This is a genomic window from Lysobacter stagni (genome assembly GCF_030053425.1).
GTDB lineage: Bacteria > Pseudomonadota > Gammaproteobacteria > Xanthomonadales > Xanthomonadaceae > Lysobacter_J > Lysobacter_J stagni.
This window is the reverse complement of record NZ_JASGBI010000001.1, coordinates 2,066,576-2,086,426: the sequence shown is the minus strand read 5'-3', so window position 1 is coordinate 2,086,426 and position 19,851 is coordinate 2,066,576. Positions and strand designations below refer to the sequence as shown.

General features: G+C 67.7%; 20 protein-coding genes. 11 read left to right on the top strand and 9 right to left on the bottom strand.

Annotated features, from left to right (window positions below; all coding sequences use genetic code 11):
- Window positions 1-58 precede the first annotated feature (58 nt).
- Genes QLQ15_RS09670 through QLQ15_RS09655 form a run of 4 tightly spaced genes read left to right on the top strand, consistent with a single transcriptional unit; the run spans window position 59 to window position 2,791 of the window.
- Window positions 59-463 (top strand): VOC family protein, encoded by a 405-nt coding sequence (locus QLQ15_RS09670; RefSeq protein ID WP_283212581.1) that lies wholly within the window; start codon window positions 59-61, stop codon window positions 461-463.
- 26 nt (window positions 464-489) lie between these two features.
- On the top strand, window positions 490-912 hold the full coding sequence (locus tag QLQ15_RS09665; protein ID WP_283212580.1) for a YciI family protein: 423 nt from the start codon (window positions 490-492) through the stop codon (window positions 910-912).
- An 11-nt stretch (window positions 913-923) separates the two neighbouring features.
- Window positions 924-1,457, top strand: a complete 534-nt coding sequence (locus tag QLQ15_RS09660; protein WP_283212579.1) for an SRPBCC family protein — start codon at window positions 924-926, stop codon at window positions 1,455-1,457.
- A 53-nt stretch (window positions 1,458-1,510) separates the two neighbouring features.
- Window positions 1,511-2,791: an RNA polymerase sigma factor gene (locus tag QLQ15_RS09655; RefSeq protein WP_283212578.1), complete on the top strand. Its 1,281-nt coding sequence runs from the start codon at window positions 1,511-1,513 to the stop codon at window positions 2,789-2,791.
- Window positions 2,792-2,797: 6 nt separating this feature from the next.
- Here QLQ15_RS09655 and QLQ15_RS09650 read toward each other — a convergent pair whose 3' ends face one another.
- The 4 genes from QLQ15_RS09650 to QLQ15_RS09635 form a co-directional block, all read right to left on the bottom strand.
- Complete coding sequence (locus QLQ15_RS09650) at window positions 2,798-3,166, bottom strand: DUF1428 domain-containing protein (protein WP_283212577.1); 369 nt, start codon at window positions 3,164-3,166, stop codon at window positions 2,798-2,800.
- A gap of 72 nt (window positions 3,167-3,238) precedes the next feature.
- Window positions 3,239-3,826 (bottom strand): YceI family protein, encoded by a 588-nt coding sequence (locus tag QLQ15_RS09645; protein ID WP_283212576.1) that lies wholly within the window; start codon window positions 3,824-3,826, stop codon window positions 3,239-3,241.
- 128 nt (window positions 3,827-3,954) lie between these two features.
- A complete protein-coding gene (locus QLQ15_RS09640; RefSeq protein ID WP_283212575.1) occupies window positions 3,955-4,293 on the bottom strand; it encodes a TfoX/Sxy family protein in 339 nt (112 codons plus the stop codon).
- A 53-nt stretch (window positions 4,294-4,346) separates the two neighbouring features.
- The gene (locus tag QLQ15_RS09635; RefSeq protein WP_283212574.1) at window positions 4,347-6,797 is read right to left on the bottom strand and encodes a TonB-dependent receptor plug domain-containing protein; all 2,451 of its coding nucleotides are present in this window, start codon (window positions 6,795-6,797) and stop codon (window positions 4,347-4,349) included.
- Window positions 6,798-7,117: 320 nt separating this feature from the next.
- Between QLQ15_RS09635 and QLQ15_RS09630 the strand changes: the two genes are divergently transcribed.
- The 4 genes from QLQ15_RS09630 (at window position 7,118) to QLQ15_RS09615 (ending at window position 10,575) form a co-directional block, all read left to right on the top strand.
- Complete coding sequence (locus QLQ15_RS09630) at window positions 7,118-8,059, top strand: DMT family transporter (protein ID WP_283212573.1); 942 nt, start codon at window positions 7,118-7,120, stop codon at window positions 8,057-8,059.
- Window positions 8,060-8,111: 52 nt separating this feature from the next.
- The gene (locus tag QLQ15_RS09625; protein ID WP_283212572.1) at window positions 8,112-9,389 is read left to right on the top strand and encodes an ExeA family protein; all 1,278 of its coding nucleotides are present in this window, start codon (window positions 8,112-8,114) and stop codon (window positions 9,387-9,389) included.
- Window positions 9,390-9,393: 4 nt separating this feature from the next.
- The gene (locus QLQ15_RS09620) at window positions 9,394-10,113 is read left to right on the top strand and encodes a general secretion pathway protein GspB (RefSeq protein WP_283212571.1); all 720 of its coding nucleotides are present in this window, start codon (window positions 9,394-9,396) and stop codon (window positions 10,111-10,113) included.
- A gap of 66 nt (window positions 10,114-10,179) precedes the next feature.
- Window positions 10,180-10,575: a DoxX family protein gene (locus QLQ15_RS09615; RefSeq protein WP_283212570.1), complete on the top strand. Its 396-nt coding sequence runs from the start codon at window positions 10,180-10,182 to the stop codon at window positions 10,573-10,575.
- Between the two features lie 1,031 nt (window positions 10,576-11,606).
- On the opposite strand, the gene dbpA is transcribed toward QLQ15_RS09615, so the two are convergent.
- Window positions 11,607-12,995: an ATP-dependent RNA helicase DbpA gene (dbpA, locus tag QLQ15_RS09610; RefSeq protein WP_283212569.1), complete on the bottom strand. Its 1,389-nt coding sequence runs from the start codon at window positions 12,993-12,995 to the stop codon at window positions 11,607-11,609.
- A gap of 94 nt (window positions 12,996-13,089) precedes the next feature.
- On the opposite strand from dbpA, the gene QLQ15_RS09605 reads away from it, so the two are divergent.
- Genes QLQ15_RS09605 through QLQ15_RS09595 form a run of 3 tightly spaced genes read left to right on the top strand, consistent with a single transcriptional unit; the run spans window position 13,090 to window position 14,230 of the window.
- The gene (locus QLQ15_RS09605; protein ID WP_283212568.1) at window positions 13,090-13,680 is read left to right on the top strand and encodes a hypothetical protein; all 591 of its coding nucleotides are present in this window, start codon (window positions 13,090-13,092) and stop codon (window positions 13,678-13,680) included.
- On the top strand, window positions 13,677-13,979 hold the full coding sequence (locus tag QLQ15_RS09600; RefSeq protein WP_283212567.1) for a GIY-YIG nuclease family protein: 303 nt from the start codon (window positions 13,677-13,679) through the stop codon (window positions 13,977-13,979). The genes QLQ15_RS09605 and QLQ15_RS09600 overlap by 4 nt, the downstream gene beginning before the upstream one ends.
- A 26-nt stretch (window positions 13,980-14,005) precedes the next feature.
- Window positions 14,006-14,230 carry an RNA-binding S4 domain-containing protein gene (locus QLQ15_RS09595; RefSeq protein WP_283212566.1) on the top strand — a complete coding sequence of 75 codons (225 nt, stop codon included), beginning with the start codon at window positions 14,006-14,008 and terminating at the stop codon, window positions 14,228-14,230.
- A gap of 8 nt (window positions 14,231-14,238) precedes the next feature.
- Here QLQ15_RS09595 and QLQ15_RS09590 read toward each other — a convergent pair whose 3' ends face one another.
- The 4 genes from QLQ15_RS09590 to QLQ15_RS09575 all read right to left on the bottom strand — a co-directional run bounded on the left by QLQ15_RS09590 (window position 14,239) and on the right by QLQ15_RS09575 (window position 19,767).
- On the bottom strand, window positions 14,239-15,390 hold the full coding sequence (locus tag QLQ15_RS09590; RefSeq protein WP_283212565.1) for a hypothetical protein: 1,152 nt from the start codon (window positions 15,388-15,390) through the stop codon (window positions 14,239-14,241).
- Between the two features lie 109 nt (window positions 15,391-15,499).
- A complete protein-coding gene (locus QLQ15_RS09585) occupies window positions 15,500-16,657 on the bottom strand; it encodes a COG3904 family protein (RefSeq protein WP_283212564.1) in 1,158 nt (385 codons plus the stop codon).
- 346 nt (window positions 16,658-17,003) lie between these two features.
- Window positions 17,004-18,623: a PQQ-dependent sugar dehydrogenase gene (locus QLQ15_RS09580; RefSeq protein ID WP_283213987.1), complete on the bottom strand. Its 1,620-nt coding sequence runs from the start codon at window positions 18,621-18,623 to the stop codon at window positions 17,004-17,006.
- Between the two features lie 172 nt (window positions 18,624-18,795).
- On the bottom strand, window positions 18,796-19,767 hold the full coding sequence (locus tag QLQ15_RS09575) for an alpha/beta fold hydrolase (protein ID WP_283212563.1): 972 nt from the start codon (window positions 19,765-19,767) through the stop codon (window positions 18,796-18,798).
- Window positions 19,768-19,851 lie beyond the last annotated feature (84 nt).

The window sequence follows — 19,851 nt, the reverse complement described above, 5'->3', positions numbered from 1 at the left end:
CCCGCCTGCGCGGGAATGACGGCAAGAAGCAGAACCCACACGACCACAGGACCCAACCATGCCCACCCAGATCTTCGTCAATCTTCCCTGCAAGAACCTGCCGCGCTCCAAAGCGTTCTTCGAATCGCTCGGCTATTCCTTCAACCCCACCTACACCAACGAGCAGGGCGCGTGCATGGTCGTCAGCGACACCATCTACGTGATGCTGCTGGACGAACCATTCTTCGCCGGCTTCACCAGGAAGCCCGTCGCCGACGCACACCAGACCACCGAGGCCATCGTCTGCCTGTCGCTCGACAGCCGCACGGCGGTGGACGAGATCGTGGCCAAAGCCAGGGCCGGCGGCGCGCAACCGAAGGAGCCGCAGGATCACGGCTTCATGTACGAACACGGCTTCGCGGACCTGGACGGCCATCAATGGGAGTTCGTGCACATGAGCGGCGAACCCCCGCAAGCCGGCTGACCCACCTGTCGCACCGGAGAACGACCATGCGCTTCATGATGCTGATGATCCCCAAGGGATACGAAAGCGCCGAGCCCGGCGCCATGCCGCCCGCCGATCGCGTCGCCGCGATGATGAAATACAACGAGGCGTTGCAGAAGGCCGGCGTCCTGCTGGCACTGGACGGCCTGCATCCGCCGTCGATGGGCGCGCGCGTGAGCTTCGAAGGCGGCCGCGCGCATGTCAGCGACGGCCCGTTTTCCGAAGCCAAGGAAGTGCTCGGCGGCTACTGGATGATCCAGGTGAAATCGCGCGAGGAAGCCATCGCCTGGGCCTCGCGCTGCCCGGCCTCGGAGAACGAGGTCATCGAAGTGCGACAAGTGCAGGAGTTCGCCGACTTCCCAGACGACGTGCAGGAAGCCGCGGCGGGCTTCGAACGGATGCAGCAATCCACCCAACGGAACAACTGAGGAACCGCTCCATGCTCAAGATCATCGCCATGGTCGTCGTGGCCATCGTCATCGCCGTCCTCGTGACGGCCGCCCTGATGCCCAACACGTTCCGCGTCGAGCGCAGCGCGCTCATCCAGGCACCGCCGCAGCGCATCTTCGAACAGATCAACGACTTCCAGCGCTGGCGCGCGTGGTCGCCCTACGAGAAGCTCGATCCGGCGATGACGCGCCAGATCGACGGCGCCGCGCAGGGCGTCGGCGCGACGTACCGCTGGGACGGCAACGACAAGGCCGGCGCCGGTCGCATGGAGATCGTGCAGGCCACGCCGGGCTCCAACGTGACGATCCAGCTGGATTTCAGCCGCCCGATGGAAGCGCACAACATCGCCGAGTTCACGCTGGTGCCGGAAGGCGATGCCACCCGCGTCACGTGGTCGATGCACGGGCCGCAGCCCTACCTGGGCAAGCTGTTCGGACTTGTGTTCAACCTGGACCGGATGATCGGCAAGGACTTCGAGGAAGGCCTGCAGAACCTGAAGCAGCTGACCGAGGTCCGTCCCTGAGCACGTCCTCTCGCACTTGCACCGGAGCGGTCGCGGTGGTGTGATCCGTCGCCATGACGGCGACCGACATCCACCGCACCATCGATGCTGTCTGGCGCATCGAATCGGCCCGGCTCATCGCCTCGCTCGCGCGCATGCTGCGCGACGTGGGCCTGGCCGAGGAACTGGCGCAGGACGCGCTGGTCGCGGCGCTGGAGAAATGGCCGCAAAGCGGCGTACCCGACCAGCCTGGCGCGTGGCTCATGGCCACCGCCAAGCACCGCGCGATCGATCGCCTGCGGCGTGGCAAGCTGCTGCAGCGCAAGCACGAGGAGATCGCACGCGAGCTTGAGGCTGAACAGGAACATGCGGATGACGCGCACCTGGACGCGCTCGACGATCCCTTCGGCGACGACCTGCTGCGCCTGGTGTTCACCGCCTGCCATCCCGTGCTGCCCACGCAGGCGCAGGTGGCGCTGACACTGCGCCTGCTCGGCGGCCTCACCACGGACGAGATCGCGCGCGCGTTCCTCGCGCCGGAACCCACCATCGCCCAGCGCATCGTGCGTGCCAAGCGCACGCTCGCCGAGAAGCAGGTGCCGTACGAAGTGCCGCGCGGCGACGACCTGGCCGAGCGCCTGTCGTCGGTGCTCGCGGTGATCTACCTGATCTTCAACGAGGGCTACTCCGCCACCGCGGGCGACGACTGGATGCGCCCCGGCCTGTGCGAAGACGCGCTGCGCCTGGGCCGCATCCTCGCCGAGCTGATGCCGAAGGAACCCGAAGTGCACGGCCTGGTCGCGCTGATGGAAATCCAGGCCTCGCGTTCGGCCGCGCGCGTGGGACCCGATGGCGAACCGGTGCTGCTGCTCGAACAGAACCGAGCGCGCTGGGATCAGTTGTTGATCCACCGTGGACTGACCGCGCTGGAGCGCGCGGAGAAGTTGAGCACGTCGCGCGGAACGGGGCGCGGCCCCTACACGCTGCAGGCCGCCATCGCCGCCTGCCACGCACGCGCGGTGACCGCGGAGGAAACCGACTGGACCGCCATCGTCGGTCTGTACGCCGCCCTCGGGCGACTGACACCCTCGCCCATCATCGAACTCAACCGCGCGGTGGCGCTGTCGATGGTATTCGGCCCGGCCGCGGGCCTGGCGCTGGTGGACACACTGACGACCGATCCCGCACTGAAGGACTACCACCTGCTGCCCAGCGTGCGCGGCGACCTGCTGAAGAAGCTCGGCCGCCTGGACGAAGCGCGTGGCGAGTTCGAACGCGCTGCGCGGATGACCCGCAACGCGCGCGAACAGGCACTGCTGCGCCAGCGCGCCGCGGAGTGCGCGGCGGCTGGCTGACCAGGCTTATTCGGCGACCTTCGACACGATGGGTTTGAAACCGCCCCAGAACATGCGCTTGCCATCGAAGGGCAGCGACTTGGGGTCCATGCCGGCCAGGCGCGGATCCTTCATCACCTGCGCATTGATCTTGTCGCGCGACCTGCGCGACTTGTAGACGATCCACGAGAACACCACGACCTCGTCGGGCTTGAGCTTCACCGACTGCGGGAAGGACGTGACCTTGCCCGGCTGCACGTCGTCGGCGACGCACTCGTGGTATTCCAGCGCTCCGTATTCCAGCCAGATCTTGCTGGCCAGGCGTGCGAGCTTCTTGTACGCGTCCAGGTTGTCCTTCGGAACGGGCAGGACGAAACCATCCACATAGAACGCCATCGTTGTTCACTCCTTCGTTGTGTGCGGCACGTGCCGCATGGTGGGGCACGGGTCGTTAGCGCAGCGCAAAGCTCAGGGCCTGCGCGTGGCTTCGGCCTGTATGCGCAGGGTCACGTTCATGTCGAAGCCGTAGTCCTTGCCGGCGTCGATGCCGAACTCGTCGCGACGGAACGTCGCCTGCGCATCGGCGCCGCACCAGTCGCGCTTGTTCATCGGATGCGGCATGCACTTGAAGCGGTCGATGCGCAGCTCCAGCGGCCGCGTCACGCCGTGCAGCGTCAGCTCGCCGCGCACCTTCGTCGGCGCGCCGTCGCGGAAATCCACCAGCGTTCCTACGTAGGTGGCCTCCGGGAACTTCGCGGTATCGAACAGTTCCGCGCTGCGGGCCTTGTCGTTCATGGCATCCAGGCCGAAGTCGATGCTGGCGGTGTCGATGACCACCTTCACCGTGCCGGTCCCGGCGGCCTTGTCCAGGCCGATCTCGCCATGGCTGCTGTTGAACTTGCCGCGCCAGGTCGAAATCCCCATGTGGTCGGCCTCGAAGCTGGGGAAGGTGTGCGCGGGGTCGATCTCGTAGACGGCGGGCGCGGCGATGGCCGGCGCGGACACACTGGCCAGGGCGGCCAACAGGGCGTGGAACACGGTACGCGAAGCAGGCATGAGGTCTCCTCGTCGGATTCGGCCGGCGTTATTGCGGCCTTCCTGCATTCGACGAACGGACAGGCCCGGATTCGACACGGTCCTTCGATGGATCCACGCGGGACCGCTCAGCCCCCCGCCGAGCCGCCTCAGCGTTTCTTCGTCCGTCCCGAGCGCAGCGCCGCCGCGCGTGCGAGCTCGGCCCAGGGGCGCATCGCCTGGGCCGATTCCATCGCCTCGTCGGGTACGAGCCAGTAACTCATCGTGATCGGCGCTTCCTGCCCCAGGTAGACATAGGGCTGGCTGCCGGCGGCCTCGAAGTGGAGCCGCGTTTCCGCATCGACCTTCAGGTACAGCGCGTCCTCCATGATCACGCCGATCATCACGCCGTCCAGGTACACGCCGTGCCCGCCGAACATCGGGCGCGTGGTGACCGCGCCGAGGGGATCGAGCAGGTCGTGCAGATGGGCGATGAGGGCGTTGCTCATGTCAGGCGCACCTCATCGCCATACTGCATCAGGTCTTCACCGGAATCACGCGATCAGAAGCGGTGCCACAGTCGCACGTACCACGACGCGCCGTTGAGGCCGAACTGCACGCTTTCGAACACGTGGCCGTTGTCGGTCTCGTCGGGATTCTGACGGGTCGGGAAGGTGTCGAAGACGTTGGCGCCGCCGACCGTGAACTTGGTGTTCTCGGTGAAGGCGTAGGTCAGGCTGACGTCCGCCGAGGCCTTGGTGGCGTAGTGCTGGTTGGGCACGCCGGCGGCGGTGCCGGAGAAGGTGCCCAGCTCCTGCTCGCCGAAGTAGATGGCCTTGGCGTCGGCTTCCCACGGGCCGCGCTCGTAGTTCACGCCCAGCACCGCCTTGCTGCGCGGGGCGCCGTTCTCGATGAACAGCTCGTCGCGTTCGGGCAGCAGCACGTCCTCGCGGCCGACCAGCGCCGGCGGCGTGTTGACGCGGGTGACCTCGGTCTTGTTGTAGTTCGCGCCCAGGTAGGTGCTCCAGTGCGCGTCGGCCCAGTCGAAGTCGTAGGTGACGGTGAGGTCCGCGCCCTGCGTCTTGGTGTCGACGGCGTTGAAGAAGAAGCGCGCCAGGCCCACGTCCATGGCTTCCAGGATCGGACCGATGGCCGGATCGCTGGTGTCGAACTCGCCGCTGAGCACGACGCGATCGTCGATGTCGATGCGATACAGGTCCAGCGTGACCGACACGTTGTCGCGCGGCGTCCAGGTCAGGCCCAGCGTCGCGCTCTGCGAGGTTTCCTCGGTCAGGTTGGGCACGCCGGCCAGGCGGGCCAGTTCGCTGTCGTTGGAGGCGATCACCACGTCCACCGGCTCGCCGCTGATGAAGTCGGTGATGGTGGAGGAGAAGTACTTCTGCTGCAGCGACGGCGCGCGGAAGCCGGTGCTGACCGAGCCGCGCAGCAGGATGGTGTCGCTGGCGCGGAAGCCGGCGGAGATCTTGCCGTCGAGCGTGGTGCCGAAGTCGCTGTAGTCCTCGTAGCGCGCGGCGAAACCCATCATGAAGCGATCGGTGAAATCGAGTTCCACGTCCGCGTAGCCGGCCCAGCTATCGCGCTCTTTGTCGGTCACGTCACTGGGCTGGAAGCCCGGGAAGCCCTGGCTGCCGGGGTTGCCGCCCTCGCCCGCACCGTCGTAGTCCAGGTACGAGCCTTCCTCGCCGGCGCGGATGCGATAGCGCTCCTCGCGATTCTCGATGCCGAAGGCGATGTTCAGGCCGCTCAGCACGTTGTCGAAGTAGCGCGAGACGTCGGCGTTGGTGGTGTTCTGTTCGAACGAGAAGCCGCCCGCGTCGAAGCTGTCGGGGCTGATGCCGCGACCGCCGGTGAGCAGGTCCAGGTTGGCCAGCGACGCGTTGAGCGTGTGGTTGATGGTGTAGCGCAGCTCGTTGTAGCCGTAGGTGTGCGAGACATCCCAGTGCCACTGCGCCGCGTCGCCGCGCAGGCCGATGATGCCGTAGCGGTCCTGCAGGTCGCCGTCGATGAAGGGCACGAAGCCGTCGGGGTACATGGCCGCCGAGTTGCGCGACGGGATGTCCTCCGAACCGATGCCTTCACGCGCGAACGCGGCCGAGGACGCATCGCGGTCCTGCATGCCGGCGGTGAAGTACACCTCGGCCGACTCGCCCAGCGGCGAGTCGCCGTTGAGGTAGACGGTACGGTTGGTCACTTCCGAGTCGCCGATGATGCGCGGGCTGCCCTTGGGTTCGGAACGGTCCGAACGACCGCGGTCCTGCCACTCGCCGGTGATCGAGATCATGCCGCCAGTGGCCAGTTCGGCACCGCAGTACGCGCTGGCCAGCCAGTTCTCGCCGTCGCCGCGGGTGTATTCGCCGTAGCCGGCGACCGCTTCACAGCCCTTGCTGCGCTTGAGCGAGATGTTCATGACGCCGGCGATGGCATCGGAGCCGTACTGCGCGGCCGCGCCATCGCGCAGCACTTCGACCGCGTCGATCGCCATCACGGGGATCGAGTTGAGGTCGGTACCGGTGTTGCCGCGGTTGCGCGCGCCGAACAGGTTCACCAGCGAGACCGTGTGGCGACGCTTGCCGTTGACCAGCACCAGGGTCTGGTCCGAACCCAGGCCGCGCAGCGCGGCGCCGTCGACCAGGTCGGCACCGTCGGCACCGGTCTGGCGGGTCGAGGTGAACGAGGGCGAGGCGTACTGCAGCGTCTGCGCCAGGTCGAACTGGGCGCCGGTCTGGGCGACCTCGTTCATCGGCAGCACGTCCACCGGCGACATCGAGGCCGTGTCGGACGAGCGCTGCACGCGGCGCGAACCCAGCACGGAGACGGTTTCCAGCGTCTTGGCCTTGCCCGTGCCTTCGGCGCGGTTCTCGGCAGGAGTTTCCGGCTCGCCCGTCACCGGCGGCGTCTGCTGGGCGAAGGCGAAACCGCTGGCCATCAGGCCGCCGGTCAGGAACAACGAGGTGCGGACAGCACGGAACAGGCGGCTGTGTTGCGGATTCACGGGTCTCTCTCCCCAGAGCGAAGTGCGACCAGACTAAAGCGTATTGTTAAGAATTTGGCAATTCGCTGTGCTGATCCGGGTGAGTCAGGCCGTTTACGCGGGTGAGTCAGGCCGCTTACGCGGCATGCCGCGTGGCCTGACGAACGCCCGGCCATGGATGGCCGGGCCGGGCTGTCCGGAGCCGGATCGGTTCCGCCAAGGACGGCAAACGGGGCGACCCAAGCACGGCGGCAGGTCCGCGGGCGCGAAGGCACAGGCGCGCCAACGACTCCCCCGCACCGGCGACAATGTCCACCTTTCCGCCGATCCGATCCCCCCGCATGACCCCCACCAGCAAGGCGCAACTGCAAATCCACTTCTGCGTGCTGCTGTGGGGATTCACCGCGATCCTGGGCAAGCTCATCACCCTGCCCGCGCTGCCGCTGGTGTGGTGGCGGATGCTGCTGGTGGTGGCCGCGCTGGCGCTGGTGCCGCGCGTCTGGCGCGGGCTGCGTTCGATGTCGCCGAAGCTGATGCTGGCCTATGCCGGCATCGGCGCGCTGGTCGCGCTGCACTGGCTCACCTTCTACGGCGCGATCAAGCTGTCCAACGCATCCGTCGGCGCCACGTGCATGGCGCTGGGCACGGTGTTCGTGGCGATGATCGAACCGTGGCTGACGCGCACGCGCTTCTCAAAGCGCGAACTCGCGCTGGGCCTGATGGTGCTGCCGGGCGTGGTGCTGGTGGTCGGCGGCGTGCCGGCGGGCATGCGCGCGGGCATCGCGGTGGGCGCACTGTCGGCGCTGTTCGTGGCGGTGTTCGGTTCGCTCAACAAGCGCATGGTCGAACATGCCGATCCGCTCACCGTGACGGCGCTGGAACTCGGCGCGGGCGTGGTCACGCTGACATTGCTGGCGCCGGTAATGCCGGTGCTGTTCCCCGTCTTCGCCGGCCCGTTGCTGGTGACGCCCTCGGCGCACGACCTCACCCTGCTGCTGGGCCTGGCGCTGGCCTGCACGTTGCTCCCGTTCACGCTGTCGCTGGTGGCGCTGCGCCACATGAGCGCGTTCTCGCAGCAGCTGGCGGTGAATCTGGAACCGGTCTACGCCATCGTCCTGGCCGCGCTGCTGCTGGGCGAGCAGCGCGAGCTCACCGGCGTGTTCTATGCGGGCGTGGCGATCATCCTGGCCGCCGTGTTCATCCACCCGCTGCTGGGCAAGCCGCGCCCGCTGCAGCATCCGGAGGTACTGGGCACCGCGGAGGCGAAGGGCGCGGCGGAATGAACCGGCGTTCTCGTAGTAATGTCGCGGCGGAGTCCCGTCCCGTGGGAGACGCATGTACCTGGAGCACTACGGCCTGACCGAGCCTCCGTTCTCGATCACGCCGGACCCACGTTTCGTGTTCCTCAGCGAGCGCCATCGCGATGCGCTCGCCCACCTCCTGTTCGGCATCACGCAGGGCGGTGGCGGCGGATTCGTGCAGCTCACGGGCGAAGTGGGCACGGGCAAGACGACCCTGTGCCGCCTGCTGCTCGAACAGGTACCGCAGAACACACGCGTGGCGCTGGTGCTCAACCCGCGCCTGACGCCCGTCGAACTGCTGGAAACGATGTGCGAGGAACTCCACATCGACCTGGAAGGTCGTCGCGGCAGCGTCAAGGCGCTGGTCGATGCGCTCAACGCTTTCCTGCTGGAGGCCTATGCGCAGGGCCTGCGCGTGGTGCTGGTGATCGACGAAGCACAGAACCTGTCCGTCGACGCACTGGAGCAGGTGCGGCTGCTCACCAACCTGGAAACGCCGACGCAGAAGCTGCTGCAGATCGTGCTGCTGGCGCAGCCGGAACTGCGCACCATCCTGGCGCGCGAGGACATGCGTCAGCTGGCGCAGCGCATCACCGCGCGCTATCACCTCACGCCGCTCGACGCGGCCGAAACCGCCGAGTACCTGCGCCACCGCTTCCGCATCGCCGGTGGCCAGCGTTTTCCGTTCGACGCCTCCGCGCTCAAGCGCGTGCACGCGCATTCCGGCGGTGTGCCGCGCCTGATCAACGCCATCGCCGAACGCAGCCTGCTGGCGGGTTACGCGCACGACGTCGCGCGCCTGGATGCCCGCTGGGTCGATCGCGCCGCCGCGGAAGTGCTGCCGGCGCGGACCGCGCGGCGGGGTCGCGGCTGGCTCATCGCCGTTCCGGTGGTGGCACTGGCCCTGGCGCTGGTCGCCGTCGCCTCGGCCGCCGGGTGGTGGACGCGGACGCCGGTCGTCGCCAAGCCCGTCACGACGGCCGTCGTCGCACCGAAACCGGCCCCGCAGCCGCTCCCCGCCCCCGCCCCCGTGGGCCTGGACGCGGAAGCCTTCGCCGCCGCGCTGCGCGCCGAGCCGCTGCAGCCGGGCGCGAGTGGACCGGTGGTGGAATGGGTGCGCCAGCAGCTCCAGCCGGACTACGTGCCGTTGCACGCCGATGGCCCGGCACGGTTCGAAGCCGACCTGCAGGACGCGGTGCGTCGCTTCCAGCGCGACCACGGGCTTGCCGACGACGGCAGGGTCGGCCCCGCCACCCTGATGGCATTGGCGGCGAGCACGCCGACCGCATCGCGGGCAAGAGGAACGGAGTGAGCCGATGTCGCTGATCCTCGACGCCCTGCGCAAGTCCGAAGCCGAACGCCGTCGCGGTGAAGTGCCGGACCTGCGTGCGGAACTGCCTCCGTTGGTGCGTGCCAGCGCCGCGCCACGCCGCCTCTGGCCGGCCTGGTTCGCCGGAAGCGCCCTGCTGCTGGCCATCACCGTGCTGGCATGGAGCCAGTGGGCGAGCCGGACGGTCCCGGCGGCCGGATTCGCCGCCCAGCCCCCGGCGGTGAACGCCGAACCCACGCCTCCCGCGCGATCGCCGGCGCTCGTCGTCGGGGCGCCACCGCCGGAACCCGTCGTGCGCAGGCCCGCGCCTGCCGTGCCGACGCAGGTCGCGCCTGCGCCTGCACCGGTCGTCGTCGCTGCACCGGTGGCGTCGCTGCCCGCAAACGCCGTGTCGCCCCAACCCAGCCCCACAGCGGTCGAGATGCCCCCGCCCGTGGCTCCGCAGCCCACGTATCAGGCCATGACCTCACCGGCTGGCGATCCGGTCCGCCTGTCCGACCTGTCGCCCGGCGAGCGCGAACAGCTGCCGGCGCTGAAAATCAGCATGCACATGTGGGGACCCACCCCCGACCAGCGCTTCGCCATCATCGACGGTACCCGTGTCGGCCAGGGCGATCGCGTGGGCGATGCCGTGGTCCAGGAGATCGCCGCGGACGGAGTGATCCTGGACTGGCACGGCCGGCGCCTGTCCCTGCCCCTGCGCTGAGGACCGCTTGCGCCGACCGCGCGCTGGCGTGACCATCCGCCTGTCCGACCAACCCGGGGTACCGCAATGAACGGCAGCACCCAGCAAGACATCGGCAAGCTGATTCTCCGCATCTCGCTCGGCGTTCTGGTTTTCCTGCACGGCATCTCCAAGCTCGACGGCGGGCTGCCCGGCATCTTCCAACTGGTCGAAACGCAGGGGTTCCCCGCGTTCTTCGCCTATGGCGTGATCATCGGCGAGGTGGTCGCACCGCTGCTGGTCATCACCGGTTTCTTCTCGCGCATCGGCGGGATCCTGATCGCCATCAACATGGTGTTCGCGCTGTACCTGGTGCACCAGGGGGATTTCGGCCGCCTCAACGAGCAGGGCGGCTGGGCGATCGAGCTGCAGCTGATGTACCTGTGCACGGCGGTGGCGATCGCGCTGCTGGGGCCGGGCAGGTGGGCGTTCAACCAGCGCTGAGCTGGCTCGCCACATCGCTTCTGCCGTGATCCCCGCGAAAGCGGGGATCATTGTTTCGGTTGTCTCGCGCCTTTCCCTGCGCTCTGCGCAATGCACTGCTTCGGCTGTTGCTTCGGCTGTTGCTTCGGCCGTTGCTCCGGCCGTTGCTCCGGCTGTTGCTTCGGCCGTTGCTTCGGCCGTTGCTTCGGCCGTTGCTCCGGCCGTTGCTCCGGCCGTTGCTCTGGTTGTTGCTCCGGCCGTTGCTCTTGCGACTTCGGAGCGAGCCGAGCACCGGAGCCGGAAAAGGGCGAAGAGTCGCCCACTGTTTGAGTGCCGCGTAGCGGCGCGAGTTTGGGCGACGCCCCTTTTCCGGCGAGGAGCGCAGGGGACCGCCGCGCAGCGGCGGATCGCGTAGGGAGCCCACGGTTTTGGTTACTTTTGCCAAGACAAAAGTAACCCGCCCGTTTTCGGGCGGAAGCTTTTGCTTCTGCTGGGTGCCGTTGCCTTTGCAGCAGGTGCCGTCGTTCCCGCGAAGGCGGGGTCTTCTGGGCCGCCGCATGGCGGCACTATCCACGCGCCCGGCGTATCGCGGCCTTCGAAAAGAGTGCGATGACTGAAGGTTGGATTCCCGCCTTCGCGGGAATGACGAGCTTCAACAACGTCGACATCAACAGCAACAGCTTGCGCTCGCAAGCGAGCGGGTTACTTTTGTTTCGGCAAAAGTAACCAAAACCATCCGCTCCCTACGCGATCCGCCGCTACGCGGCGGTTCCCTGTGCTCCTCGCCGCACGAGGGCACGCCGCCCAAACTCGCTACGCTGCGCTCCGCTCAAACATGGGCGGCTCTTCGGCCCTCGTGCGGCTGCGGTGCTCGGCTCGCCCCGAAGTCGCAAGAGCGAAAGGAAAAAGCAAAGGCAATGGCAACGGCGACACCTGCACCTGCAACTGCAACTGCAACTGCAACTGCAACTGCAAACGGCAACAGCAAACGGCAACAGCAACGGCAAACGGCAAACCAAACTCCAAGCCCAAGGCCGAAGCCTAAACCTCGCTCAAAGCCTGCTGACGCGGAACTTCCGCCCCTTGATCTTCCCCTCGCGCAAACGCGCCAGCGCCTGCGCCGCCTGGCCACGCGCGATCGCCACGTAGGAACGCGTGGGAAACACGTCGATCTTGCCGATCGCATCCGCCTTCAGTCCCGCATCGCCGGTAAGCGCCCCCAGGATGTCGCCCGGGCGCAGCTTGTCGGTGCGACCGGCGTCGATGCGCAACGTGGTCATCGCCGCGGCGGGAACGCCATTGGGTTTGCCGGCCAGCGGTGCCGTGCGGTACCACGACAACGGTGCGCCCTGGCGCGCTTCGATGGCGTCGGCACGCCCCTTCTCGCGCGGGCCGCACAGCGTCACCGCCACGCCTTCGCGGCCGGCGCGACCGGTGCGACCGATGCGGTGCACGTAGGTGTCCGGGTCGCTGGGCACGTCGTAGTTCACCACCATGGCCAGTTCCTTCACGTCGAGGCCGCGCGCGGCGACGTCGCTGGCCACCAGCACGCTGCAGCTGCGGTTGGCGAAACGCACCAGCACCTCGTCGCGGTCGCGCTGCTCCATGTCGCCGTGCAGTGCCAGGGCGCCGAATCCGTAGTGCGCCAGCGAGGCCGCCACTTCGTCCACGTCGCGGCGCATGTTGCAGAACACCACGCACGATTCCGGTTTCTCCTGCAGCAGCAGCGCAGCCAGCAGCGGCGTCTTCTTCGCCGGGTCTATTTCGTGGAAACGCTGTTCGATGGCCGCATGGCGTTCGCCGCCTTCCACGGTCACTTCCACCGGGTCGCGCAGCATCGTGCGGCTGATCGCTCGCACGCCTTCCGGGAACGTCGCGGAGAACAGCAAGCCCTGGCGGCTCTTCGGCGTTCGGCCGACGATGTCGCGGATGGGTTCCTCGAAGCCCATGTCGAGCATGCGGTCGGCTTCGTCGAACACCAGCGTGCGCAGCTGCGAGACATCCAGCGCGCGCTTGCCCAGCAGTTCCTGGAGGCGTCCGGGCGTGCCGACCACCACGTGCGGGGCATGCTCCAGCGAGGCCAGCTGCGGGCCCAGCGGCATGCCGCCGCAGAGGATCGACAGCTTCAGGTTCGGTATCGCGAAGGCGAGCTTGCGCAACTGCTTGCCCACCTGATCGGCCAGTTCACGCGTGGGACACAGCACCATCGCCTGCGTGCCGCCCTGCGTGGCATCGAGGCGCTGCAACAGGCCCAGCCCGAAAGCGGCCGTCTTGCCGCTGCCGGTGGGCGCCTGGGCGATGAGGTCACGGCCATCGAGGATCGCGGGCAGGCTGTGTGCCTGCACCGGCGTCATGTGGGTGTAGCCCAGCGCCTGCACGCCCTGCAGCAGGGCAGGCGCGAGCGCGAGGTCGGCGAAATCGTGGGGGAGTGCGTCGGACATGCGCCATGATCGCAGCTAATGCCCGTGCGCGCCGCATTGCGGGCCCATGCCCTATCCTGCCGCCACCGGCCGTTCTGCCGCATCGGACGTTCGCATGGACCTCCCGACCGCCACCGACCCGCAATTCACGCACATCCGCATCGTGCTGGGCATCGTGCTGGGCCTGTCGTTGACGACGCTGCTCAAGGGCATGGCCAAGTTCGTCCAGCACCCCGGCCGCGACCGCATCTACGGCGTGCACCTGGGGTGGGCGCTTTCGATGTTCATCCTGATCGTGCATTTCTGGTGGTGGGAGTTCGGCCTGGTGCGCGTTCACCCGTGGACGTTCACCTCCTACGCGTTCCTGATCCTGTACGTGGTGGTGCTGTTCCTGCTGTGCACGCTGCTGTTCCCGGACGACCTGGCCGACTACAGCGGCTGGCGCGATTACTTCCAGTCACGGCGCCCCTGGTTCTTCGGGATCATGGCCGCGCTGTACGTGATCGACTTCATCGACACGCTCATCAAGGGCAAGCCGTACTACCACCACTTCGGCATCGAGTACCCCATCCGCAACGCGGTGCTCGTCGTGCTGTGCCTGGTGGCCATGCGCGTACGCTCGGAAGTCTTCCACCGCGCCTTCGTCGCATTCGCCATCATCTACGAAGTCTCGTGGATCTACCGCCTGTACGATTACCTCCCGTGAACGCATCCCTCGACAACGGCTGGTTCGTGTACCTGCTGGAATGCGGCGACGGCAGCCTGTACACCGGCATCACCACCGACGTCGCGCGCCGCTACGCGCAGCATGCAGCCGGCAAAGGCGCGCGCTATACGCGTTCGCGGCCGCCGGTGCGGTTGCTGGCACAGTTCCCGTATCCGGACCGCTCCGCCGCCAGCCGCGCGGAGCACGCGATCAAGCAACTGACGGCTGCGCAGAAGCGCGCCCTGTGCGATTCCGCCCTGCCCGCCCATTGCGAATCCATCGCCGCGCTGCGACCCTGAGTTCCCCCGCGCCATCGACCCGTCCCATGCAGCACATCGAATTCGAACTCGACCGCGACCACGTGGAGCTGAACCAGCTGCTGAAGCTGGTCGGTCTGTGCGACAGCGGCGGCGCCGGCAAGGCCATCGTCGCCAGTGGCGCCGTGTCCGTGGATGGAGAGGTCGAACTGCGCAAGACCTGCAAGATCCGCGCGGGCCAACGCGTGGTAGTGGACGAGGTGGAAATCCTCGTCGTCGACGCGTTCGCCTGAGGCCCGCCTCAGACCATCGACGACAGCAGTTTGTCGAGGATCTCGTCGACCGGCATCACCAGCAGCGCCAGCGGCAGCAGCGGTGCGACCGAAGCGACGATGAACGAGATCAGCACGTAGCGCTGGATCGGTAGCACCACCATCGTGCTGACCGTCGTGTAGACCGCGGTGTAGTCCGCCAGCGCCGAGGAATCGCCCGCCTGCAGGATCGGCCGCGCCTCGCCGCGCTCACGGCTGATCCAGTTCTTGTCGAACTGCTCGGCGCAATCGGTGCCGACCACCCCGTAGGTCATCATGCTCGCGCGTTTGAGCGCCGACAGCCCCGGCACGAACAACGCCAGCGGCGCGATCATCACCAGCAGCGAAAGCACCACATAGCCCAGCAGCACATAGCGCAGGCTGTGCAGGGTCACGTGGAGATAGGTTATTTCCATTGCCAGGCTGCCGCACAGCAGCAGCGATCCCACCGTCGGCATCACGATGAAGGCGGCCTGCGCGAAACCGAGGAAACCCAGGCCGCCATGGCCGTCGGGATGCGAGGCGTACAGCGTCAGCCGCAGCCGCGAGAAACGCCACAGCAGGCACACCCACAGCACGAACCGCCACGTCCAGACCAGGAAGAGGAAGCGGAACACCGGCATGCCGACCCAATGCAGCCACAGACCAGCCGGACTCAGCGCCTGCCCGCCACCATCGCGCCAGTCGGTCACGGCCTTGAACACGTCCAGCGGCGCCAACGTCAGCGAACCACCGATGGCGAGCACGAACAGGATCAGTTCGGGCACCACCGAATCGCGCCAGCGTCGGACGCGTTCCAGCACCTGTTCGAAACGGGCCCGGTCGTCGGGTGTGACCAGGCCATGCAGGTGGTGCATGGCACGCCACAGGCGCTCGTCGGCGACGGGCACGGCCAGCACCAGCAGCGGCATCGCCAGGACGAAGCGCGCCCAGACCGTGTAGTCGCGCACCAGCGGAATCTGCACGCCGCCGCCAAGCAGGGTGCCGTCCATGGCCGACAGCACCACCGTGGGCAGCAGCACGATGAGCAGCAATGCGATCGCCACCGGCGGCGCCATCCAGCCCTGCTTGTGCAGGCGCCCCAGATGCGTGGCCCGATACAGCATTCCGCCGCGCAGCAACGAATAGCGTTCGTCGAACATGCGCCGCCTCCGGAGGGACTGCGGCGGACACTAGCATGGGCCTCGCAGGCGCACGGTGGAGGACGCGACGACCTCCACGATGTGGCGCCGTGGGCGGCGAAGTGTTACTTCAGCTGTCCCCGCCGCGCTTCTTCCCGGCGACCTTGCTCACGGTCTGCGGAGCATCCGCCGCCGGCGGCTGCAGCCCGGCCGTGTCGCGGTCGAACTCCGACAACGGGCTTTCCGCCGGGCAGGTGTTGTCCGGGAAACCGTAGTCGGTGCGCAATGCCAGGCCGCAGGCGTTGAGCGCGTCCAGGTCGGTGTCGGGCTGCTTGCAGCGCTTGTCGAAGGCGCGCACGAACGAATCGCGGCGGCTGACGAAATCCTCGCCGCATTTGCGCATCAGGCGCAGCCGGTCCAGGTCGTCCTGCGCCGGATTGACGCCGTCCAGCCCATACAGCTGCAGCTCTTCGGTGGTGAGCAGGCGCAGGCCGCGGTTGGGCACGGCCATCATCTGGTCGGCCACGGCCACGGCGGCGCCGTTGCGCTCCAGGTAATCGCGCACGCGTTCGTACACCACGCGCAGCTCTGCGTTGAGTTCGGCGCGCGTGGTGGCGGTGGAACTCATGCGGATGATGCGATGGATGCCCACCTGTCCGGCGATCATCCGCGTGTCCCCCGCGCTGAGGATGAACACGCACGCGCTGTGGCAGATCGCGCCTTCGCGCACCCAGATCGTCCAGCGCGACTCGGCGATGAAGTCGCCAGCCTGGATCGCATCTTCGACCTGGCCACCGGCCGAGTCGATGTCGAGCACGCGCTTGCCGATGCCCAGTTCGTCGGCGACCTTCGTGGCCCGCTCCACCAGCGTCCCGAACTCGGCCGTGATCTTGCCCTTGTAGCGCAGGCGCGCCACGCCGCCCTGTTCGCAGGGCTGCAACGCCTTCTGCAGCGTCTCGTGGTCCAGCTTCGTCAACGGATCGCCGTCGCCCAGCGCGGAGTAGTCCAGCTCGCAACTGATCGAGGCGGCACCGGTGGTCAGTTCCTTGTCCGACCAGTCGATCTCCCTGCGCTCGTGCGATGGCTTGCTGTTCTCGCGCACGGTGGTCTTGGCCTGGCGCGGCGTTTCCGGACGCGGCGGCGTGACCCTGACCGGCGCGGTGCTGATCGCGCCGCCTTCCTGCGGGGCGCTGGCCTCCTCGATCACCATGCCGTGGGTCACCGGCTCCGGGCGCTGGCAGGCGACCAGCGCGAGGCACATCCACAACAGTCCGGTACGCCTGGGCATCTTTTCGGTGGTCTCTCGGTGCTGAACGGAACGCCGTTGCCAGAAAGCGCATGCGCAGGCAGAGCGCCCGTACGGATTTCCATGGGGTTCATCAAAGAATACGACGACGCGCCTGACTCTCAACCCTGTCCGGTGGCGACTGGCGCGCTGGCCCGTATTCACATTCCACCGGCACGCCGATGAGCGGCAGCGTCATCCACGGGAACCCGGTGTTCGGGACAGAGTGCCCGGCAGTGGGCATCGTGCCCTGAACTGCGTTGCGGACCGTTCAACGTGGCCGATATCGTCACGTCATGTGGCGTTCGCAGGATGCGCCGGCTGGATGCCGGCGCATCGGATCATCGGATCAGAGCCCCTGCCGCACGACCCACTCGCGCAGCGTCTCCCAGAACGACACACGACGCGGTTGCGCGGCCTGCGCATCGATGCGTTGCGGCGCCAGCGACGCGGCCGTCGGCCCCGCACCCGGCACCGGCTCGATGACGAACACCTCGCCGTCGAAGTCGACGATGTAGAGGTTGTTCGCCACGTCCACGCCGAAACTGACCACGTTGTTGATGGCGCCTGCGTTGGGCGTGAAGTCTGCGTTGCGCAGACGGAAGGTCGAAGAAGCCACGGTGGACCCGGGCAACAGGCGCGAGCTGGTGATCGACCACACGTTGGGCACCACGAAATCGCCGAAGATGTACTCGCCGCGCAGCGATTCCAGCGTACCGCGATACACGAAGCCACCGGTCACCGATCCGCCCTCGCGCGGACCGGTACCGTGCGCGTATTCGGCCACCGGCGCCGTGAGGCCCGGCGTGGTGGCGGGACCCAGGTACACGCGCGTGCCTTCCATGATCGGCCAGCCGAAATTGGCGCCGCCGTCGCTGGGACGCATCAGGTCGATTTCCTCGACGTTGTCCTGGCCCACGTCGCCGATGTACAGGTTGCCCGTGATCGGGTCGAAGCTGTTGCGGAACGGATTGCGCAGGCCGTAGGCCCACACTTCCGGAGCGCCACCGCTGACGGCGAAGGGATTGCTGGCGGGGATGGCGTAGTCGCGATTCGCATCAGCCGGGAAGTCATCGCTGGTCGGATCGATGCGCAGCATCTTGCCGAGCAGGCGATTGCGGTTCTGCGCGTTCTCGTCCGGATCGCCGGCACCGCCGCCGTCGCCCACGCCGACATACAGGTAACCGTCGTTGCCGAAGCCCAGCCAACCACCGTTGTGGTTGTTGCGCGGATGCGCGATGCGCAGGATCGCATCGCCGCTGGCCGGATCGGCCTGGTCGCGATTGTTGTTGACCGTCTGGTAGCGGCGCACTTCGATCGTGCCGTCGGTGACCGTCAGGTACACGTAGAAGCGCCCGCTGGTCGCGAAATCCGGCGCCGTCGCGAAGCCGAGCAGCCCGCGTTCGCCATCGAGGGCGAGCTGGCCGGTGACATCCAGGAACGGGGTCGCGGCGATCGCGCCGGTGGCGGGATCGACGATGCGGATACGCCCCCCGCGCTCGACGACGAACACGCGCCCGGTGGTGTCCGGAACGGGCGCAAGGAACAAGGGGAAGTTCATCCCGCTGACCACACGACGCACGCGCAGCGGTGCGCCGGTCACGTCGGTCACCGTGACCGTCAGCGCCAGCGTGCTGGTCTGGGTGCCGTCGGTGGCGGCGATGGTCACCAGGTAGATGTTGTCGTTGTTGACGTCGGTCGGATTCTCGAAATCCGGCGGCGAGAAGAACGACAGCGCGCCCTGTGGCGTGATCCGGAAGCGCGCCTGGTCGGCGCCACCGGACAGCGAGTAGGTCACCGTGGCGCGTTCCGGGTCGGTCGCCACCGCGGTGTAGAACACGCCCGACGTGTCCTCGGCGACGGTGGCCGACGCGCTGGAGGTGAAGGTCGGTGGCAGGTTCGTCGGCGTACCCGGCACCGGGTCGTCGCTACCGCCACCACCGCCGCCGCAGGCCGCCAGCAGCAGCATCGACAACAGCACACAACTCCGAACGGCCTCTCGCCCCATCCGCACCATGGCATCGCTCCTGCGCCCCCAATCGGCGGGCGCAGCGTGACAGATCTGGCGTGAAACCGGATGTGAAGGCGTCCCGGATTCGCGTACCGGCCGTCGCATGGACCGGTACGCGGGTCGGATGGGGCTAGGCCTCGCCCCACAGGCGCCTGGCTTCCTCGGCGATGAGGTCGGGGAATTCCTCGGGGAAGAACAGCCGCGCGCCCTCGATACGGCGCACGCCGCGCGAGTGGCCGAAGCTGCCGTCCAGGTGCCGCGCGCCGGCATCGGAGAAGATCGTGTCCCCGGTGCCCCAGACGATGCGCGCGGGCGCGGCACTGGCCTTCAGCCTGGCACCGATGCCCTCCAGCCAGTTGCGGTCCAGCGCGATGGCGAAGGCGTTGGTGCGTTCGGCGTTGCGCACCAGCGGCCCCAGGTACATCTCGATGGCCGCGTCGTCCAGTTCGGCCGGACGCGTGAACGTCTGCCCGCCCAGCCCGTCGGCCGAACGCGCCAGCGCCTTGTCCGCCAGCCACGGCGCCAGCCATTGCGCGACGAACTGTCCTTCGCGTGCGAGCTTGATCACCGGTGCCAGTGCAGGCGGTGGGCATTCGATTTCCGAATCGCAGTTGGTCAGCAGGATCGAACGCACGCGTTCGGGATACGTCGCCAGGAACAACTGCGCCGCCTGTCCGCCGCTGTCGTTGGCGATCAGGTCCACGCGGTCTACCGACAGGCGGTCCAGCAGTTCGGCCAGCATCGCCACCTGCGCATCCGGCGCCATGCTCTGGCCCGGTGCGACTTCGGTGTAGCCCAGACCGAGGAAGTCCGGCGCGATGCAGCGCCGGTACGGGGCCAGGCGCTCCAGCGCGCCGCGCCACTGGTAACCGTTGAGCGGGAAACCGTGCAGGAACAGGGCTGCCTCGCCGCGACCGCGTTCGACCACCGCGATGTTGCCGAAGCGGGTGCGCACGAAACGGCGCGCGGAGGTGAATGCAGCGGCATCGAGCGTTCCCTGCGCCGATGCCGCCGATGCGGTCGCATTCAACAGGGGAACGTGTGCGGCGAATCCGGCCGCCAGTGCGCCCGCGGTCATGCCGAGGAATTGCCTGCGTTGCATGTGACGTCTCCGTGTCGGGGACACGCTCCCCGATTCCGGTGAGGATCATTGAGCTGCGCCGGCACCGACTCAACGAAGCGGCGG

Excerpts from the sequence above, each read along its gene's own strand:
- QLQ15_RS09630 (WP_283212573.1), top strand. The coding sequence starts at position 7,118 with ATGACCCCCACCAGCAAGGCGCAACTGCAAATCCACTTCTGCGTGCTG.
- QLQ15_RS09575 (WP_283212563.1), bottom strand. The coding sequence starts at position 19,767 with ATGCAACGCAGGCAATTCCTCGGCATGACCGCGGGCGCACTGGCGGCC.
- QLQ15_RS09615 (WP_283212570.1), top strand. The coding sequence starts at position 10,180 with ATGAACGGCAGCACCCAGCAAGACATCGGCAAGCTGATTCTCCGCATC.
- QLQ15_RS09670 (WP_283212581.1), top strand. The coding sequence starts at position 59 with ATGCCCACCCAGATCTTCGTCAATCTTCCCTGCAAGAACCTGCCGCGC.
- QLQ15_RS09580 (WP_283213987.1), bottom strand. The coding sequence starts at position 18,623 with ATGCTGCTGCTGGCGGCCTGCGGCGGCGGTGGTGGCGGTAGCGACGAC.
- QLQ15_RS09645 (WP_283212576.1), bottom strand. The coding sequence starts at position 3,826 with ATGCCTGCTTCGCGTACCGTGTTCCACGCCCTGTTGGCCGCCCTGGCC.
- QLQ15_RS09620 (WP_283212571.1), top strand. The coding sequence starts at position 9,394 with ATGTCGCTGATCCTCGACGCCCTGCGCAAGTCCGAAGCCGAACGCCGT.
- QLQ15_RS09585 (WP_283212564.1), bottom strand. The coding sequence starts at position 16,657 with ATGCCCAGGCGTACCGGACTGTTGTGGATGTGCCTCGCGCTGGTCGCC.
- QLQ15_RS09595 (WP_283212566.1), top strand. The coding sequence starts at position 14,006 with ATGCAGCACATCGAATTCGAACTCGACCGCGACCACGTGGAGCTGAAC.
- QLQ15_RS09660 (WP_283212579.1), top strand. The coding sequence starts at position 924 with ATGCTCAAGATCATCGCCATGGTCGTCGTGGCCATCGTCATCGCCGTC.
- QLQ15_RS09605 (WP_283212568.1), top strand. The coding sequence starts at position 13,090 with ATGGACCTCCCGACCGCCACCGACCCGCAATTCACGCACATCCGCATC.
- QLQ15_RS09650 (WP_283212577.1), bottom strand. The coding sequence starts at position 3,166 with ATGGCGTTCTATGTGGATGGTTTCGTCCTGCCCGTTCCGAAGGACAAC.
- QLQ15_RS09665 (WP_283212580.1), top strand. The coding sequence starts at position 490 with ATGCGCTTCATGATGCTGATGATCCCCAAGGGATACGAAAGCGCCGAG.
- QLQ15_RS09640 (WP_283212575.1), bottom strand. The coding sequence starts at position 4,293 with ATGAGCAACGCCCTCATCGCCCATCTGCACGACCTGCTCGATCCCCTC.
- dbpA (WP_283212569.1), bottom strand. The coding sequence starts at position 12,995 with ATGTCCGACGCACTCCCCCACGATTTCGCCGACCTCGCGCTCGCGCCT.
- QLQ15_RS09590 (WP_283212565.1), bottom strand. The coding sequence starts at position 15,390 with ATGTTCGACGAACGCTATTCGTTGCTGCGCGGCGGAATGCTGTATCGG.
- QLQ15_RS09655 (WP_283212578.1), top strand. The coding sequence starts at position 1,511 with ATGACGGCGACCGACATCCACCGCACCATCGATGCTGTCTGGCGCATC.
- QLQ15_RS09625 (WP_283212572.1), top strand. The coding sequence starts at position 8,112 with ATGTACCTGGAGCACTACGGCCTGACCGAGCCTCCGTTCTCGATCACG.